Genomic DNA, 18,469 nt, shown 5'->3' with positions numbered 1-18,469 from the left:
CGTGACGGGGGCGGCAATGGAGACGGAATTATGATGCTGGACGTCAGAACGGTTGAAACTGCCAGACCGCCGCGCTTCCACCGGCTGCGGATGCTGGCAGAGCCCTGGCTGTATATGAGCCCAACGCTGATCCTGATTGGCCTGTTTATCTTCGTGCCGATGATGATCGGCATCTCGTACGCTTTCCAGAATATCCAGCTACTTAATCCGCTGGATAGCGGCTGGGTGGGACTGGATAACTTTCGCGAAATGTTTGATGACCGCCGCTTCTTTAAGGCGCTCGGGCACACCGCAAACTGGACGCTGACGTCATTGGGACTGCAGTTTTTCCTCGGGCTTGGGCTGGCGCTGTTGCTTAACCGGGAGTTTCCGCTACGGCGCTGGGTACAGGCGCTGGTGTTTCTCCCCTGGGCAGTTCCGGCGTTTCTGTCCGGATTAACCTGGTCATGGTTGCTGAACCCGGTGATCGGCATTTTGCCGCACTGGATGACGGCCCTGCATTTGATTAGCGAACCTTACAACATTCTCTCCGATCCCCAACTGGCGCTGTATGGGCCGGTGATCGCCAACGTCTGGTTTGGCATTCCCTTTTTCGCCATCACCCTGTTAGCGGCATTGCAGTCGATCCCGAAAGATCTGTATGAAGCGGCCTCAATGGATGGTGCCAACAGCTGGCAGCAGTTCAGACGGGTGACGCTGCCTTTTCTGGCGCCGATGATCGCCATTACCGTCATGCTCCGGACCATCTGGATTGCTAACTTTGCTGACCTGATCGTGGTGATGACCGATGGCGGACCTGCCGGATCGACCTCGATTCTGTCGAGCTATATCTTCACCACTGCCTATCGCAAGCTGGACTTTGGCTATGCCTCCGCGATGGCGGTTTTCCTGCTGATCCTGATGACCTGCTATGCCCTGGTGCTGCTGCGGATCCGTCATCAGATGCTGAAATAAGGAGAGCATGATGCGCCAGCTATTACGTCTGATGGGGCACCGGGTGGGCATTCTGGCTTACCTGCTGTTTGCCTTATTTCCGCTGTACTGGGTGATCAAAATTTCGGTGACGCCTGACAAGCTGCTCTACAGCGAAGGAGTGAAAATGTGGCCGAGCGCTTTCACCTTCGAGCATTTCAGACGGGTGTTTGTTGAGAGCGACTTTCCAACCTTCTTCAGCAATAGCCTGATCGTCTCGTTTTCCACGGCAGCACTGGCAACGGTAATTTCCGCGCTGGCGGGCTATGCCTTTTCCCGCTTCTCCTTCAAAGGAAAAACGGTGATTGCTGCCCTGTTGCTGTTCACCCAGATGTTCCCACTGGTGATGATCCTCGCCCCAATTTACAAGGTGATGGCGCCGTTAGGATTAACCAATAATCTGCTGGGGTTAATCCTGATTTACACCGCCTTTAACGTCCCTTTTGCCACCTTCCTGATGCAGTCCTTTTTCGATGCCATTCCCAAAGACCTGGAGGAATCGGCGATGCTGGAAGGCTGTACGCGTTTTCAGGCGTTAGTAAAAGTGCTGGCACCGCTGACCTTACCGGGCATGGCGGCCACGTTAGGGTTCGTCTTTACCGCCGCATGGAGCGAGCTGCTGTTCTCGCTGATGCTAATCAATAAGAACTCGGTGATGACCTTTCCGGTCGGACTACTGAGTTTTGTCTCGAAATTCGCCGTTTCATGGGGAGATATGATGGCAGCCGCCGTGCTGGCGCTGATCCCTGCCTGTCTGTTTTTCGCGTTCATTCAGCGTTACCTCATTCAGGGGCTGACGGCGGGTGCGGTAAAAGGATAATCATCATCATGGCTCAAATCTCTCTTTCGCAAATTGAAAAGCGCTACGGCAACGTTGAAGTGCTGCGTGACATCAATCTGACCATTGCTGACGGCGAATTCGTGGTGCTGGTGGGTCCGTCAGGCTGCGGTAAATCGACGCTGTTAAGGACCATCGCCGGGCTCGAACTGGCCAGCAGCGGAGATATTCGCATTGGAAACCGGTTGATGAATCAGGTCGCGCCGAAAGATCGTGATATCTCGATGGTGTTCCAGAGCTACGCGCTCTATCCGCATCTAACGGTCGCGCGCAATATGGGATTCAGCCTGGAAGTGCAGAAGCGGCCTAAAGCCGAAATTGAGGCGGCGGTTAAACGGGCGGCCGAGATTTTAAGCCTGACCGCCTTGTTGGATCGTCGCCCGAAAGAACTTTCCGGCGGCCAGCGCCAGCGTGTGGCGATGGGAAGGGCGATTGTCCGCCAGCCCAAGGTGTTTCTGTTTGATGAACCCTTATCTAACCTCGATGCACAGCTGCGTGGGCAGATGCGCGTGGAGATCAAAAAACTCCATCAGCAGATGAACAACACCATCGTCTACGTGACCCATGATCAGGTGGAAGCGATGACGCTGGCCGACCGCATCGTGGTGCTTAACCACGGGGTTATTCAGCAGGTGGGTACGCCGTTAGAGCTGTACGACACGCCCGCCAATAAGTTTGTCGCCAGCTTTATCGGATCGCCGCCAATGAACTTTATCAGCGGCAACATCCAACGCCATGATCTGGGCCTGAGCCTGCAGGTCAGCGCCGAACTTTCCCTGCCGTTACTGGAGCGGGCCACGCCGCTCAGTCATGGCAAAGCGGTGATTTATGGCATCCGCCCGGAAAATATCCTGCTGTGCGATCTGGTCGATCAGGGAGCGATGCCGTTTACCGTGTCGTTGATTGAGCCTACCGGCTTGTCTGAGTTAATTCATGGCACGCTGGCCGGGGAACCGATGATGATTTACTGCACGCAGCGATCGGGCTGTGCGCCGGGGGATGTCAGAGGGGTGAAGTTTGATCTGGAGCGGGTACAGCTGTTTGATGCCGACAGCCAGCAGCGGTTGCCGTAGCCGGTCAGGTTGACCGGCCTGCCGCAGGCGTTAAGCGCGGCAGGCCGGTTCGCGCGATCAGGAGAGCGCGACCTTGATGCCCAGCGCAATCAGCACGCCGCCCAGCAGTTTATCCACCAGCTTTTGCGCCTTCGCCAGGCCACGACGGACCGGGGCGCTCTGGATGATCACCACCAGCAACGGCCACCAAATCGAGGAGAGCATCAGGATGATCGCCGCGTACCAAATCTTCTCGCCGAAACCGGTATGCACGTTAAGCACCTGGGTAAACATCGACAGGAAAAACAGCGTGGCTTTGGGGTTCAGCAGGTTACACAGGTAGCCCTGCAGAAACGCCTTCTTCAGCGAGGTAGTTTCCGGCTCGATATTGCTGAGATCCATTTTGCTGTTGCCACGCGACATCAGGGCCTGCACACCGATGTAGATCAGATAGGCCGCGCCGACATACTTCAGCATCATAAACAGCCACGGCGTAGTGGTAATCACCACCGCCAGACCTGCCACGCAGTAAGCCATATGCGTCGCGACGGCACAGTTGACCCCCAGCGCGGTAAACATTGCGGCTGTGCGGGGATAACGGGCGGCATTCTTGATAATCAGGAAGAAATCGGGGCCGGGAGAGAGCATTCCCAGAGCCGCGATCGTGGCGATAATCAAGCTGGTCTCTAACATGGTGGCATCCTGTAGCAAATGAGGGGCGGATTCTAGCACGTTCGCGGGCTTTTTTAGCTATCAGCCAGAGCAAATACAACGCAAACGTTCCCTTGAAGAACCTTTACGCAAATCCCCCGCCAGGGGTATCGACGAAAGTTTCACCTTTACGTATGATGGCGCCAATTTTACCCCCTTTACTGAGTTTCTATGATGATAAGCCTGATTGCGGCCATGGCGGCCGACCGCGTTATTGGAATGGATAATGCCATGCCGTGGCACCTGCCAGCCGATTTGGCCTGGTTTAAACGCCAGACCCTGGATAAGCCGGTGATCATGGGCCGCCGCACCTGGGAGTCCATCGGACGCCCGCTGCCAGGCAGACTGAATATTGTGATCAGCAGCCAGCCGGGCGATGCGGAAGGCGTCAGCTGGGTGACCTCTATCGACGAGGCGCTGCAGGCAGCCGGAGAAGTGGACGAAGTGATGGTCATCGGTGGCGGTCGCATCTATGAACAGCTGTTGCCGCGTGCCGATCGTCTGTATCTGACGCACATTGATGCGGAAGTGGTGGGCGACACTACCTTCCCGGATTTCGAGCCGGAAGAGTGGCAGTCGACCTTCAGTGAATTCCACGATGCGGATGAGAAGAACAGCCACAGCTTCTGCTTCGAAATTTTGCAACGTCGTTAATCACCACCCGCCAGATGTGACAATGCCAGACCGGAGTCTGGCATTGGCTAAGCCGCTTTATCGCGTCACTCTTCCAGCGCACGTTCGCGGTTGGAAGGCTGAACGAACCACGCTTTATCTTCCCAGCGCAGCATCGTCAGCACGCCACCCCAGCAACAGCCGGTATCCAGGCCAATAATTCCTTCCGGAGTGCCTTTGCCTTCCAGCGAGGCCCAGTGACCAAACACAATGGTGTACTCGCTGGCGACCGGGCCCGGAATATCAAACCAGGGTTTTAGCGGCGGTGGAGCGGTGTCGGGCGTATCCTTGCAGATCATATCCAGCTGCCCGTTCGGGAAGCAGAAGCGCATCCGCGTTAAGGCGTTGGTGCTGAAACGCAGACGCGCCAGCCCACTGAGTTCCGGCGTCCAGTTATTCGGCATGTCACCGTACATGGCGTCGATAAACAGCGGGTAGGTATCGCTGGAGAGGACCGCTTCAACTTCGCGGGCGCAGGTTTTCGCCGTTTCAATATCCCACTGCGGGGTGATCCCGGCGTGCGCCATCACCAGCTTTTTCTCTTCATCCACCTGCAGCAGCGGCTGGCGACGCAGCCAGTTGATCAGCTCGTCGGCATCGTCTGCTTCCAGCAACGGCGTCAGGCGATCCTTGGGCTTATTACGGCTGATGCCGGCATAGACCGCCAGCAAATGCAGATCGTGATTGCCCAACACCAGGCGCACACAGTCACCGAGTGAACGCACGTAGCGCAGCACGTCCAGCGATCCCGGACCGCGGGCCACCAGATCGCCGGTCAGCCACAGCGTATCCTGCTGAGGATCGAAAGCGACCTGCTCCAGCAGGGAATGAAGTTCGTCATAGCAACCGTGGACGTCACCGATCAGATATGTGCTCATTGGACCTTTCCAGGCAGACGTGTTCCTGAGCCGTTAAGCCCGATCGCCGTCTGTGCAATCAGATGAATTAATGAAGTTGGCTGGGAACGGCCATGCGGAACACCGGGATCTCAACCTGAAAGCTTGCGCCCTGATGGTCGATCATCACGTAATGTCCCTGCATGGTGCCCATCGGCGTTTCCAGCACGGCGCCGCTGGTATACTGAAATTCACTGCCGGGCTGGATGTGCGGCTGCTCGCCAATCACGCCTTCACCCTGAACTTCGGTTTCACGGCCATTACCATTGGTAATCAACCAGTAGCGGCCCAGTAGCTGAACGGCGTTACGCCCCAGATTGCGTATTGTGACGGTATAAGCAAAAACATAACGTTCTTCTTCAGGCACAGATTGCGAAGGAATATAGGCACTCTGAACATGGACACATACACGAGGCGTATCGATCATTCTGCTACTTCTCCGGCGTCTGGGTCTGAGGCTGGGTCTGCGGATGCGCAATCAGCCAGTTAGCTAACTGGCAATACTGCGCCACAGTGATGTTTTCAGCCCGCAAGGTCGGGTCGATGTTCATCTCCTGTAAGACTTCCAGCGAGAACAGATGCCCCAGGCTATTGCGCAGCGTTTTACGACGCTTACCAAAGGCTTCTGTGGTGATTCGGGTCAGCACGCGCATGTCGGTGACCGGATGTTCAATTTTCGCGTGCGGCATCAAACGCACCACCGCTGAATCAACTTTAGGCGCTGGCGTAAAGGATTCGGGCGGCACTTCCAGTACCGGGATCACCTGGCAATAATACTGCGCCATCACGGTGAGACGGCCGTAGGCTTTGCTGCCAGGGCCCGCGACCAATCGGTTAACCACTTCTTTTTGCAGCATAAAATGCATATCACGAATTGCCGTGGCATAGCTGAAAAGATGGAACATCAGCGGCGTGGAGATGTTGTAAGGCAGGTTACCAAATACGCGCAGCGACTGGCCTTTTTCGCGAGCATACTCAGCGAAGTCAAAGGCCATGGCATCCTGCTGGAAGATCGTCAGCTTCGGTCCCAAAAACGGATGGGTTTGCAGACGCGCCGCCAAATCACGGTCGATTTCAATGACGGTCATGGCGTCCAGACGCTCGCCAACCGGTTCGGTTAACGCACCCAGACCGGGACCGATCTCGACGATGGCCTCGCCTTTCTGCGGGTGAATGGCGGAGACGATGCTGTCGATAATGTACTGATCGTTCAGGAAGTTCTGTCCGAAACGTTTGCGGGCGAAGTGGCCCTGGTGGACGCGATTATTCATTACTGCTCTTGATCATGGTGATGGCGAGGTTAAGCGCCGTAATAAAGCTGCCCGCATCAGCATTGCCCAGGCCAGCCAGTTCTAAGGCGGTGCCATGGTCAACGGAGGTACGGATAAAGGGCAGACCGAGGGTGATATTCACCGCGCGCCCGAATCCCTGATATTTTAGCACCGGAAGCCCCTGGTCGTGATACATCGCCAGGACGGCATCGGCATGTTGCAAATATTTTGGCTGGAAAAGCGTATCGGCCGGTAATGGCCCGGTCAGCAGCATTCCCTGCTGACGAAGCTCGTCCAGGGCAGGGATGATAACATCGATCTCTTCCCGACCCATATGTCCGCCTTCACCTGCGTGCGGATTTAAGCCACAAACGAAGATGTGCGGAGAGGCTAAGCCAAATTTGCGCTGCAGGTCAGCATGTAAAATGCCGATAACTTCATGCAGGCTGTCGCGGGTTATCGCCGCGGAGACGTCTTTAAGCGGCAGGTGAGTGGTCGCCAGCGCCACCCGCAACGCCTCGGTCGCCAGCATCATCACCACTCGCTCACACTGTGCACGTTCGGCAAAGAACTCGGTATGGCCGCTGAACGGGATACCGGCGTCGTTGATCACACCCTTATGAACCGGGCCGGTGATTAACGCGGCGAATTCGCCATTAAGGCAGCCGTCACAGGCGCGCGCCAGCGTTTCCAGCACGTAATGACTGTTGGCGACGCACAGCTCGCCAGCGATAACCGGCTGCGGCAAAACGACGGGAAGGACGGTCAGCGTGCCGGCTTGCTGCGGCTGCGCCGCCGTACCGGGCTGATAGTCTCTCAGGGTGAGGGGTAAACCCAGCTTTGCTGCACGCTCGAGCAGCAAAGCTGGATCGGCACACACAACCAGTTCAACTGGCCAGTCGCGCTGGGCCAGTTGAAGGGTAACATCAGGACCAATCCCGGCAGGTTCGCCGGGAGTGATCACCACACGTTGATTACTGGGCATTCGCATCCAGAATTTTCACGTAGGCGGCAGCACGCTGCTCCTGCATCCAGGTCTGCGCTTCTTCAGCAAACTTGCGGTTGAACAGCAGACGATAAGCTCGCTCTTTCTGTGCCGCGTCGGTTTTGTCCACCTGACGGGTGTCGAGCAGCTGAATCAGATGCCAGCCGAAAGACGAGTGCACCGGTGCGCTCAACTGGCCTTTTTTCAGCTTCATCAGCGCATCGCGGAACGCCGGGTCATACATTTCCGGGGAGCTCCAGCCTAAATCGCCGCCCTGATTGGCTGAACCTGGATCCTGAGAAAGCTGTTTAGCTTCTTCAGCGAAGGTGGTTTTGCCGCTGTTAATATCCGCCACCACCTGCTCCAGCTTCTGACGCGCCTGCTCATCGGTCATTACCGGAGACGGCTTCAGCAGAATGTGGCGGGCATGCACTTCGGTCACGGAGACGTTCTGGCTCTCGCCACGCACATCGTTAACTTTCAGAATGTGGAAGCCAACACCCGAGCGGATTGGACCGATGATGTCGCCTTTCTTCGCCGTGACCAGCGCCTGAGCAAACAGAGATGGCAGCTCCTGAATCTTGCCCCAGCCCATGTTGCCGCCTTTCAGTGCCTGGGGATCGGCAGAGTAGGTGATCGCCAGCTTGCCGAAGTCAGCGCCGCTTTTGCTCTGGCTGACCAGCTGTTTCGCCAGCGTTTCCTGATCGTCAACCTGTTGCTGAGTCGGGTTTTCCGGCAGTGGCAGCAGGATGTGGCTGAGGTTTAACTCGGTGCTGGCATTGTTTTGAGACGCAACCTGCTTGGAGAGAGAATCCACTTCCTGAGGCAGGATGGTGACGCGACGACGCACTTCGTTGTTACGCACTTCCGCAATGGTCATCTCGCGACGGATCTGCTCACGGTAGGTGCCGTAGTTCATCCCATCATAAGCCAGACGACTGCGCAGCTGGTCTGGCGTCATTTTGTTCTGTGCGGCGATGTTCTGAATAGCCCCATCAAGCTGAGCATCCGTCACCTGAATCCCGGACTGTTTTGCCATCTGCAGCAAAATATTGTCCATGACCAGACGTTCAACGATCTGATGACGCAAGGTTTTGTCATCAGGCAATTGCTGACCAGCCTGCTGAGCCTGGCTCTTTACCGACTGCATCATGCCGTCGACATCACTTTCAAGTACTACGCCGTTGTTTACAACAGCGGCAACTTTATCAACAACTTGCGGGGCTGCAAACGCGGTGCTGGCTGTCAGCGCTGCACCAAGGATCAGCATTCTCCAGTTCTTCATACTTTTTCCATTCTTCTATCCGCACTGCGGGTTTGCATTGTATTAATCACAACATCAGAAAGAGCGCTGATAAGGCAAGATGCCCTCACGCAGCATTTGACCGGTGCCGAGGCTATAAGAAGGACTCAGGCCACGTAGCTCAATGTTGAACGAGATTTTATTGTCGTAATTACTGGTACTGTTATCGCTATTCCAGCTGGTGATTTTACGCTCGTAACCCAGACGAATTGCATAGCAGCAGGAACTGTACTGCACACCAAGCAACTGATCGGCCGGCTGTTTGGCTTTGGTATCGTAATACCAGGCGCCTACCACCGACCAGGCATCAGCAATCGGCCAGCTTGCCGTTGCGCCAACCTGAGAAATGCCATCCTGATAGCCTGGGTTGGTCACCGTGGATAACGTTTGGGCAATATATTCCGGGCTGGTGTAACGGTAGTTCAACTGCACCATACGGTCAGCATCACGGCGGTATTCCAGTACGGCATTGCCTTGCGAAACGTTATCAAGACGGGTGTCGTACTGCAGGCCACCACGGGTGCTCCAACGGTCGCTGATACGGTAGTAGGTGTCACCTGCCCACACCAGACTGCCACGATCGTCGCTGTCCGCGTTCTCCAGACCGGTACGGGATGGAGTAAACGAGTAGATTTGACCTACGGAAGCGTTAAAACGTTCAACCAGATCGTTATCAAAAATTCGCGTAGTCACACCGCTGGTCACCTGGTTGGCTGACGCGATGCGATCCAGACCACTGTAAGTGCGGTCGCGGAACAGGCCGGTGTAGTCACTTTGCAGCAACGTGGAGTCATAGGCGCGGATATCGCTCTGGTCGCGATAAGGCAGATAAAGGTACTGCATACGCGGTTCAAGCGTCTGCGTGTAGCCTTCTGACCAGTCCATATCCCGGTCGAACACCATCTTGCCGTCAACTTTAAACTGCGGCATCACGCGGTTTACGCTGCTTTTCAGCTGGTTAACTTTGTTGGTATCAACGGTATTGTTGTAATACTCAATGTCGTCCTGCTGATAGTGGGTCGCCAGAAGTTTCGCTTCGGTGTTCAGACTTCCCCAGCCGTTAGACAGCGGCAGGTTGATGGTCGGCTCGAGGTGCAAACGGGTTGCATCCGGCAACTCTTCGTTGACGTTGGTGAATTTCACCGCCTGAGCATACAGGTGGGTGTCGAACGGCCCAACGTTGTTCTGGTAATAGTTGTAGTCAAACTGCGGTTCTGCACGGTAAACGTCGTTGCTGGCGTTAGTGGAGAAGATCTGGAACTGTTTGGTCGACAGCGTGGCGTCCCAGTTTTTCTCTGCATAACCGATACTGAATTTCTGCGTGACGTAGCCATCCGTCGAGTTGGCATACGGCGAGTCGAGGTCAGTGAAGTAATAGGTATCACTGACTTTGGTGTAGTCGACGTTGAAGCGCCAGTTCTTATCGTAAACACCGGCATGCTTCCAGTAGAACATCCAGCGTTTGGAATCGTCATCGCTGATGTTGCGTGAAGGCGCATCTTTTTCAAACTGATTATCCGAATTCAGATAATCGAACTCCATCAGACCGGCACCCGCCTGGGTCAGATAACGGAATTCGTTCTGTAACTGCAGCCCACGGTTGCTCATATAGTGCGGCGTAATGGTGGCATCGGCCTGCGGCGCAATGTTCCAGTAATACGGCAGAATGAACTCAAAACCATTGGAGCTGCCGTATTTGGCATTCGGGATCAGGAAACCTGAGCGGCGGCGGTCGCCAAGGGGCAACTGCAAATAAGGGCTGTACAGCACCGGCACCGAGCCGATCCTGAAGCGGGCATTCCAGATTTCAGCAACCTGCTCTTCGCGGTCCTGAATAATCTCGGTGCCGGCCACGCTCCAGCTGTTATCGCCAGGCAGACAGGACGTAAAGGTACCGTTTTCCATAATGGTATAACGGTTCTGGCCACGCAGTTTCATCTGATCGCCAGTACCACGGCCCTGACGGCCGACCATCTGGTAGTCGCCGTTCCAGACGTTGGTGTCTTTGGTGTTCAGATTTGACCAGGCTTTCGGACCTTTCAGGATGACCTGATTGTCGTCGTAGTGCACATTACCTAACGCATCCACGGTGCGCACAGGCGTCGGCTGACCCGGCTGCTGTTTTTGATGCAGCTGAACCTCGTCAGACAGCAGACGGCTGTTACCCTGCTGGATATCCACGTTGCCGGTGAAGACCGCGTTATCGGGATAATTGCCTTTGGCATTGTCGGCGTTAATCGTTACCGGTAGGTCATTATTCGTTTTTCCCTGGACCAGAGGACGGTTATAACTTGGTACACCCAGCATACATTGTGATGCCAGGTCGTCGGCCAGGCCTTGCTGGCTGTAAATCGCTGTGCCGATAAGCGTGGCCAGCAAAGTAGGTAATCTTTTTTTCATACGCGGTATCGAGAATTCCGTGATAGCTGGCATCATGCCGACAAACGGTCAGAGACTATCGCACTCAACTGCGTTGCGCTAGTGTTAATCCTGGTCGTCTGGCCGCGTTGCCGTTAGGCTCTGAGTTAAATGACAGGTATGATAATGCAATTTTTAGCCTTCAGCATGGCGAATTGAGGAGTATATGCGCTATTGGGGAAAAGTAATTGGCCTTGTGCTCGGTTTGTTGAGCGGCACCGGCTTCTGGGGTTTAGCATTTGGCCTGCTGATTGGCCACCTGATCGACAAAGCGCGGGCAGTAAAAGGACAGGGCTATTTTGCTAACCAGCAAACCAGACAGTCGCTGTTTTTCCGCACCACCTTTCAGGTTATGGGCCATCTGACCAAATCCAAAGGACGCGTGACGGATGCGGATATTCAGATGGCTTCACTGCTGATGGACCGTATGCAGCTGCACGGCGACGCCCGAACGTCGGCGCAACGTGCTTTCCGTGAAGGGAAAGAGGGCGACTACCCGTTGCGCAGTAAATTGCGTGAACTGCGTAGCGCCTGCTTTGGCCGCTTTGACCTGATTCGGATGTTTCTGGAAATTCAGATTCAGGCGGCGTTTGCCGATGGCTCTCTGCATCCTAACGAACGCCAGGTGCTGTTTGTGATCGCCGAAGAGCTGGGTATTTCCAAAGCGCAGTTCGATCAGTTCCTGCGGATGATGGAAAGCGGTCAGCAGTTTGGCGGCGGTGGCGGCAATTATCACAGCGGTGCGGGTTCGCAGGGCGGCGGCTTTGGTCAGGCGCGACGCGGACCCACGCTGGAAGATGCCTGCAGCGTGCTGGGCGTGAAAAGCAGCGATGATGGCACCACCATCAAACGCGCCTATCGCAAGCTGATGAGCGAGCATCACCCGGACAAGCTGGTTGCTAAAGGCTTACCGCCACAGATGATGGAAATGGCCAAGCAGAAAGCCCAGGAAATTCAGGCGGCTTACGATCTGATTAAACGCGAGAAAGGGTTTAAGTAGCGGATTTGCCTGATGGCGATGACATCACGGTGATAATAAGGGCGGAAGAGATTCCGCCCTTATTCGTTAGAAATCCGCCGGCTGACGAAAGGTCATTGGCGTGTGGTACTGCGGATGGGTAATGGTCAGCATCTCGGCATGCAGCTGCAGTCGTGGTGCCATGGCTTTAGCCTCATCGTGGGCGTAAAAATTATCCCCCAGAATCGGATGGCCAAGCGCCAGCATATGCACCCTTAACTGATGAGAGCGTCCGGTAATCGGCTTCAGGTGAATACGGGCACTGATGTCATCGGCATACTCCAGCACTTCATATTCTGTCTGTGCTGATTTCCCCGTTTCAAAACACACCTTCTGCTTTGGCCGGTTTGGCCAGTCGCAAATCAGCGGCAGATCGACCAACCCTTTGGCTTTCTCCGGATGCCCCCAGATGCGGGCAACGTACTGCTTTTGCGGTTCCCGCTCGCGAAACTGACGCTTCAGCTCGCGTTCAGCCGCTTTGGTTAACGCCACAACGATCACGCCGCTGGTGGCCATATCCAACCGGTGCACCGATTCCGCCGCAGGAAAATCACGCTGGACGCGGGTCATCACGCTGTCTTTATGATCCTCCAGACGTCCGGGCACCGACAGCAATCCGCTCGGTTTGTTGATCACCATGATGTGCTCATCCTGATAAAGGATGTGCAGCCAGGGTTCTTGCGGTGGGTTATAGGGTTCCATCGTGTTGCCTGTCAGGGGCGGCGTAAACCGCCCCATGTTGAGTTACTGGTGCGTGACGACAATCAGACGCAGCGCATCAAGACGCCAGCCTGCCTCGTTCAGCGCGGACAGAACCTGCTCACGGTTGCTTTCAAGTGCGTCAATCTCATCCTGACGGATGTTCGGATTCACGGCACTCAGAGCATCCAGGCGTGACAGTTCGGCGCTGAGCTTTTCATCGGCTTCGCGGCGGGCGACGTCAATCACCTCACGGGCCATGGTCGCTGCTTCGTCTTCGGCCAGCTTCAGGATCTCATGGACATCCTGCTGAACGGCGTTGACCAGCTTGCTACCGGTATGGCGATTCACCGCGTTCAGCTGACGGTTGAAGCTTTCAAACTCCACTTTACCGGCCAGGTTAGTGCCTTTACGGTCAACCAGCATACGCACCGGCGTTGGTGGCAGGAAGCGGGTCAGCTGCAGATGTTTCGGCGCCTGCGCTTCCACCACGTAGATCAGCTCTACCAGCAGGGTGCCGACCGGTAATGCTTTGTTCTTCAGCAGGGACAGCGCGCAGCTGCCGGTATCGCCGGAGAGGATCAGATCCAGACCGTTGCGGATAATCGGGTGTTCCCAGGTGACATACTGCGCGTCTTCACGGGAAAGCGCCTGGCCGCGATCGAAGGTGATGGTGCAACCGTCTTCCGGTAGACCCGGGAAGTCTGGCACCAACATATGATCGCCCGGTGTCAGTACGATCAGGTTATCGCTGCGATCTTCCTGATTGATGCCGACGATATCAAACAGGTTAAGCGCAAAGTTAACCAGCTCGGTATCGTTATCCTGCTCGCCAATCTTCTCTGCCAGCGCCTGTGCTTTCTCACCGCCATTAGAGTTCAGCTCCAGCAGGCGATCGCGTCCCTGTTCCAGCTGCATTTTCAGCGCACTGTGCTGCTTACGGCAGTCGGCGATAAATTCTTCCAGACCTTCGGTCTGCTCCGGCGAGGCGAGGAAGGCAACCAGCTGGGCGTAGGCCTTGTCGTAAATAGCGCGGCCAGTCGGGCAAGTATGCTCAAACGCTTCCAGACCTTCGTGATACCACTGAACCAGCACCGACTGCGCGGTTTTTTCCAGGTAAGGCACGTGGATCTGAATGTCATGCGCCTGACCGATACGGTCAAGACGGCCGATACGCTGCTCTAACAGGTCGGGGTTAAACGGCAGATCGAACATCACCATCTGATGGGCGAACTGGAAGTTACGGCCTTCGGAACCAATTTCAGAACACAGCAGCACCTGAGCGCCATCTTCTTCAGAGGCAAACCACGCGGCCGCACGGTCACGTTCAATAATCGACAGGCCTTCGTGGAACACCGCCGCGCGGATACCTTCCCGCTCGCGCAGAACCTGCTCCAGCTGCAGCGCGGTGGCCGCTTTGGCACAGATCACCAGCACCTTCTTATCGCGCTGGCTGGTCAGGAAGCCCATTAACCACTCAACGCGCGGATCAAAGTTCCACCAGGTGCCGCTGTCGCCTTCAAATTCCTGATAAATCTGCTCGGGATACAGCATGTCGCGCGCGCGCTCATCGACAGATTTACGCGCGCTCATGATGCCGGAAACCTTGATCGCGGTTTGATACTGCGTTGGCAGCGGCAAACGGATCTGGTGCAGTTCACGTTTCGGGAAGCCTTTCACTCCGTTACGGGTGTTACGGAACAGCACGCGGCTGGTGCCGTGGCGGTCCATCAGCATGCTGATCAGTTCCTGACGCGCTTCCAGTTTTCCATCACGGTCGCTGTTGGCGGTTTGCAGCAGCGGCTCGATATCCTGCTCGCCGACCAGATCGTTGAGCATATTCATCTCTTCCGCGCTGAGCGACTTATCGGCCAGCAGGCCGGTTACCGCATCGGCAATCGGACGGAAGTGCTGCTGCTCTTCAACGAAGGCAGCAAAATCGTGGAAGCGGTTAGGATCGAGCAGGCGCAGACGGGCAAAGTGGCTTTCCAGTCCCAGCTGCTCTGGCGTCGCGGTCAGCAACAGCACGCCAGGGATCTGTTCGGCCAGTTGCTCAATCACCTGATATTCGCGGCTTGGCTGGCCTTCTTCCCACGCCAGGTGGTGGGCTTCATCGACAATCAGCAGGTCCCAGGAGGCATCCGCCATCATTTCGAGGCGCGTTTTGTTGCGGCGCACGAAGTCGAGTGAGCAGATCACCAGCTGTTCGGTTTCGAAGGCGTTATCGCTGTCCAGCTGCGCCTGCGCATAGCGCTCGTCGTCGAACAGGGCGAAACGCAGGTTGAAGCGGCGCAGCATCTCAACCAGCCACTGATGTTGCAGGGTTTCAGGCACCACGATCAGCACGCGTTCTGCGCGGCCGGCCAGCAGTTGCTGGTGGATGATCATCCCGGCTTCGATGGTTTTACCGAGGCCCACTTCATCCGCGAGCAGGACGCGCGGCGCATGGCGACGGCCAACATCATGGGCAATGTGCAGCTGGTGCGGGATCAGGCTGGTGCGCATGCCACGCAGGCCACTGACCGCAAGGTGATACTGCTCGCTCTGGTATTTACGGGCGCGGAAGCGCAGGGCAAAGCGATCCATACGATCCAACTGGCCAGCAAACAGACGATCCTGAGGCTTGCTGAAGACCAGCTTGCTGTCGAGCATCACTTCACGCATCACCACGCCGGTCTCTTCAGTATCCAGACGCGTGCCGATGTAGGTCATCAGACCGTTTTCAGTGGTGACTTCTGCCACTTCCAGCTGCCAGCCTTCATGGCTGGTAATGGTGTCGCCCGGATTGAACATCACACGGGTGATTGGAGAATCATTTCTGGCATAAAGACGGTTTTCGCCGGTGGCGGGGAACAGCACAGTCACCATGCGCGTGTCGATCGCGACAATAGTGCCCAATCCCAATTCGCTTTCCGTATCGCTGATCCAGCGTTGACCAAGTGTAAAAGGCATAGATATTCGGCTCGATTCTCTTAGAGGTTATGGCAGGCAATAGCATGACCGCCCGGCACCCGGTGCCCGGCAGAAAATTCAAATTATCTGGAAGGGCGCTATGGTACTGGAAGGTAGCGCGTTCGTCACCTGTCAAAAAAGACCTAACTGGCCTGTCACCAGTGTAGCAAAGTCATCCTGAAGGAAAGGTAAAATGCCCTCAGCCACCGGCTGGAGCTGCTTTGTCAGATAATGATCGTAGTCGAGAGGCGTGATGCGCGCTTCTAAAGGCTCGGGCCCGGAAGTGGCCATCACGTAACGAATCTTTCCGCCCTTCTGGTAAAGCAGCGGACGGCCTTGCTTCTCGTTGAATTCGTCGGCGATGCGGGCGGCGCGGACATGCGGCGGCACATTGCGCTGATAGTCGTCCAGCGGGCGACGCAGCCTTTTACCGTACACCAGCTGATCGTCCAGCTCGCCATCCAGCAACTGGCGCACCGTTTCAAGGATATAATCGCGATAGGGCAGTTTTTTAAAGATGCGGCGATACAGCTCCTGCTGGAAGTTTTTGGCCAGCGGCGTCCAGTCGGTGCGCACGGTTTCCAGCCCTTTAAACACCATGCGTTCGCTGTCGCCTTCGCAAATCAGCCCGGCATAACGCTTCTTGCTGCCCTGTTCGGCACCGCGAATGGTGGGCATCAGAAAACGGCTGAAATGGGTTTCAAACTCCAGTTCCAGCGCGCTCTCCAGCCCAAACTCCTGCTGCAAATGCTGTTTCCACCAGGCATTGACCTTCTCCACCAGTTGCCGGCCAATGGCATTGGCCGACTGCTGGTCATGGGGCTTTTTCAGCCAGACAAAGGTCGAGTCGGTATCACCATAAATCACGTCATAACCTTCGGCTTCGACCAGCTCTTTGGTCTGCCGCATGATCTCATGGCCGCGCAGGGTAATTGACGACGCCAGACGCGGATCAAAAAAGCGACAGGCGCTGGTGCCCAGTACGCCATAAAAGGCATTCATAATGATTTTCAGCGCCTGCGACAGCGGTTTATTGCCCTCTTTTTTGGCGGCTTCACGCCCTTGCCAGATTTGGTTAACGATTTCAGGCAGGCAATGGGTGGTGCGGGAGAAGCGCGCGCCCTTAAAACCGCTAACGGAATCCTGCTCATCAGGATGCGCCAGGCCTTCGACCAGCCCAACCGGATCGATCAGGAAGGTGCGGATAATGGCCGGATACAGGCTTTTATAGTCCAGCACCAGCACCGAATCATACAGGCCCGGCGTCGAGTCCATCACATAACCGCCCGGGCTGGCCTCAGGAGCCACTTCGCCCAGGCCCGGCGCGACAAAGCCTGCGCGGTGCATGCGCGGTAAATACAGATGGCCGAACGCCGCCACCGAACCGCCGTGGCGATCGACCGCCAGGCCATTCACCGTCGACCGCTCCAGCAGAAACGGCATCAGCTGAGTATGATGGAAAATTCGGGTGACTAACTCGCAGTCCTTCAGGTTGTAATGGGCGAGGGCGGGTTTGTCTTCCGCAAAGCGCTGATCGATCTCCTGCATTCTGTCCCAGGGATTGTTAATCGCTTTGCCTTCTCCCAACAGTTCCCGGGAGACGGCTTCCAGACTGAAAGAGGCAAAGTTCCAGAACGCCGATTTCAACGCATCAATCCCATCGACGATCAGCCGGCCGGTGGCCTGAGCAAAGAATACGCCGGGCTTGAAGCCATGCTCACGCCACTCCAGCGCCTCGTTATTGCGTCCGAGTTTTAACGGAATACCATAACGGTCGGCGTGTTTTTGCAGCACGCGCAGGTCAAACTGCACCACGTTCCAGCCAATCAACACGTCCGGGTCGTGCTGCACAAACCAGGCGTTCAGTTTTTCCAGCAGCTGTGGCCGGCTGGAGACGTATTCCAGATTGAAGTCCAGTTTGCTGGCATCGCCGTTCTCCGGGCCCAACATATAGACATCGCGTTGTCCGCAGCCTTCAAGCCCGATGCAGTAGAGTTCGCCGTGGCGGGTGGTTTCGATATCCAGCGAGACCCATTTCAGCGGCGGCCGGTAGTCGGGGTTGGGTTTCAGACGGGTGTTGATCAGGCTGTTTCCCGCCGGCTGGCCGCTAAACCAGACGGGCGAGGTGATAAAGCGCTCCATCAGGTAGCGCTCGGGCGGCCGCACATCCGCTTCATACACCATCACGCCATTCTCCCGCAGCAGCTTCTCCAGCTTTTGCAGTTGGCGGTACTGATGGCAATAGAGGCCGAACACCGGCCGATGGCGGAAATCTTTCAACCCGAGGGGAACGATACGGAAATGGCGTTCCTGCTTAAGTAATGCCTCCGCCTGCGCCTGATACTCTTGCGGAATAAAGGCGACGGATTCCTGTGGCGGCAGCACCACTCTCTGCGGGCCACTGTCGGTGGCCAGCCACAGCACCACTTCTGTGCCTGAAGGCGTATCCCGCCAGTGGCGGGTGAGCAGAAAGCCTGCGCGTGCATCGTTCACCGGAAATCCTTAATGTTGCTTCTTTGCACAATAATAGCATGTTTATTTATACAGTATAGCGCGATGCCGGGGGAATCTCGCCCGGTCGGGTCAGCGCGGACGCCGCCCGGCCCGAGCTGGAGGTTATCTTATTCTGACCGCGATCAATGCCTTCATACAAAACAGACCTTGACGCAGTACGGGTGTCTC

The 18,469-nt window shown here is 56.1% G+C and carries 15 protein-coding genes; 5 read left to right on the top strand and 10 right to left on the bottom strand.

Annotated features, from left to right (window positions below):
* Window positions 1-30 precede the first annotated feature (30 nt).
* From AC1UKS_RS18265 to AC1UKS_RS18255, 3 genes are read left to right on the top strand one after another with little or no spacing between them, the layout of a single operon-like run.
* On the top strand, window positions 31-954 hold the full coding sequence (locus AC1UKS_RS18265) for a carbohydrate ABC transporter permease (RefSeq protein WP_482434738.1): 924 nt from the start codon (window positions 31-33) through the stop codon (window positions 952-954).
* 10 nt (window positions 955-964) lie between these two features.
* Window positions 965-1,792, top strand: coding sequence for a carbohydrate ABC transporter permease (locus AC1UKS_RS18260; RefSeq protein ID WP_013200721.1), 828 nt, complete (start codon window positions 965-967; stop codon window positions 1,790-1,792).
* A gap of 8 nt (window positions 1,793-1,800) precedes the next feature.
* Window positions 1,801-2,883 (top strand): ABC transporter ATP-binding protein, encoded by a 1,083-nt coding sequence (locus tag AC1UKS_RS18255; protein ID WP_482434737.1) that lies wholly within the window; start codon window positions 1,801-1,803, stop codon window positions 2,881-2,883.
* 57 nt (window positions 2,884-2,940) lie between these two features.
* Here AC1UKS_RS18255 and AC1UKS_RS18250 read toward each other — a convergent pair whose 3' ends face one another.
* On the bottom strand, window positions 2,941-3,555 hold the full coding sequence (locus AC1UKS_RS18250; protein WP_053140310.1) for a LysE family translocator: 615 nt from the start codon (window positions 3,553-3,555) through the stop codon (window positions 2,941-2,943).
* Between the two features lie 189 nt (window positions 3,556-3,744).
* On the opposite strand from AC1UKS_RS18250, the gene folA reads away from it, so the two are divergent.
* On the top strand, window positions 3,745-4,227 hold the full coding sequence (gene folA, locus AC1UKS_RS18245; RefSeq protein WP_013200724.1) for a type 3 dihydrofolate reductase: 483 nt from the start codon (window positions 3,745-3,747) through the stop codon (window positions 4,225-4,227).
* Between the two features lie 65 nt (window positions 4,228-4,292).
* Here folA and apaH read toward each other — a convergent pair whose 3' ends face one another.
* The 6 genes from apaH to lptD form a co-directional block, all read right to left on the bottom strand.
* Window positions 4,293-5,123, bottom strand: coding sequence for a bis(5'-nucleosyl)-tetraphosphatase (symmetrical) ApaH (gene apaH / locus AC1UKS_RS18240; protein WP_265908866.1), 831 nt, complete (start codon window positions 5,121-5,123; stop codon window positions 4,293-4,295).
* A 67-nt stretch (window positions 5,124-5,190) separates the two neighbouring features.
* A complete protein-coding gene (gene apaG, locus AC1UKS_RS18235) occupies window positions 5,191-5,568 on the bottom strand; it encodes a Co2+/Mg2+ efflux protein ApaG (protein ID WP_013200726.1) in 378 nt (125 codons plus the stop codon).
* Between the two features lie 4 nt (window positions 5,569-5,572).
* The gene (rsmA, locus tag AC1UKS_RS18230; protein ID WP_013200727.1) at window positions 5,573-6,412 is read right to left on the bottom strand and encodes a 16S rRNA (adenine(1518)-N(6)/adenine(1519)-N(6))-dimethyltransferase RsmA; all 840 of its coding nucleotides are present in this window, start codon (window positions 6,410-6,412) and stop codon (window positions 5,573-5,575) included.
* Window positions 6,405-7,397, bottom strand: a complete 993-nt coding sequence (pdxA, locus tag AC1UKS_RS18225; protein WP_482434736.1) for a 4-hydroxythreonine-4-phosphate dehydrogenase PdxA — start codon at window positions 7,395-7,397, stop codon at window positions 6,405-6,407. Before pdxA ends, rsmA begins: the two co-directional genes overlap by 8 nt.
* Entirely contained in the window at window positions 7,387-8,682 is a 1,296-nt protein-coding gene (gene surA, locus AC1UKS_RS18220; protein ID WP_053140301.1) for a peptidylprolyl isomerase SurA, read from the bottom strand. Before surA ends, pdxA begins: the two co-directional genes overlap by 11 nt.
* A gap of 54 nt (window positions 8,683-8,736) precedes the next feature.
* The gene (gene lptD / locus AC1UKS_RS18215) at window positions 8,737-11,136 is read right to left on the bottom strand and encodes an LPS assembly protein LptD (protein WP_265908864.1); all 2,400 of its coding nucleotides are present in this window, start codon (window positions 11,134-11,136) and stop codon (window positions 8,737-8,739) included.
* A gap of 148 nt (window positions 11,137-11,284) precedes the next feature.
* Here lptD and djlA point away from each other — a divergent pair, with 148 nt between their 5' ends.
* Window positions 11,285-12,118, top strand: a complete 834-nt coding sequence (djlA, locus tag AC1UKS_RS18210) for a co-chaperone DjlA (protein ID WP_013200731.1) — start codon at window positions 11,285-11,287, stop codon at window positions 12,116-12,118.
* A 66-nt stretch (window positions 12,119-12,184) separates the two neighbouring features.
* On the opposite strand, the gene rluA is transcribed toward djlA, so the two are convergent.
* From rluA to polB, 3 genes are all read right to left on the bottom strand, one after another.
* The gene (rluA, locus tag AC1UKS_RS18205) at window positions 12,185-12,838 is read right to left on the bottom strand and encodes a bifunctional tRNA pseudouridine(32) synthase/23S rRNA pseudouridine(746) synthase RluA (protein ID WP_482434735.1); all 654 of its coding nucleotides are present in this window, start codon (window positions 12,836-12,838) and stop codon (window positions 12,185-12,187) included.
* A gap of 42 nt (window positions 12,839-12,880) precedes the next feature.
* Window positions 12,881-15,787, bottom strand: coding sequence for an RNA polymerase-associated protein RapA (gene rapA / locus AC1UKS_RS18200; protein WP_482434734.1), 2,907 nt, complete (start codon window positions 15,785-15,787; stop codon window positions 12,881-12,883).
* A 132-nt stretch (window positions 15,788-15,919) separates the two neighbouring features.
* Complete coding sequence (gene polB / locus AC1UKS_RS18195) at window positions 15,920-18,280, bottom strand: DNA polymerase II (protein ID WP_482434733.1); 2,361 nt, start codon at window positions 18,278-18,280, stop codon at window positions 15,920-15,922.
* Window positions 18,281-18,469: the final 189 nt, after the last annotated feature.

The organism is Erwinia sp. AK-PDG3-5 (assembly GCF_056821705.1).
Note: the sequence above shows the minus strand (reverse complement) of the source record. Positions and strands in the feature narration are given on the sequence as shown.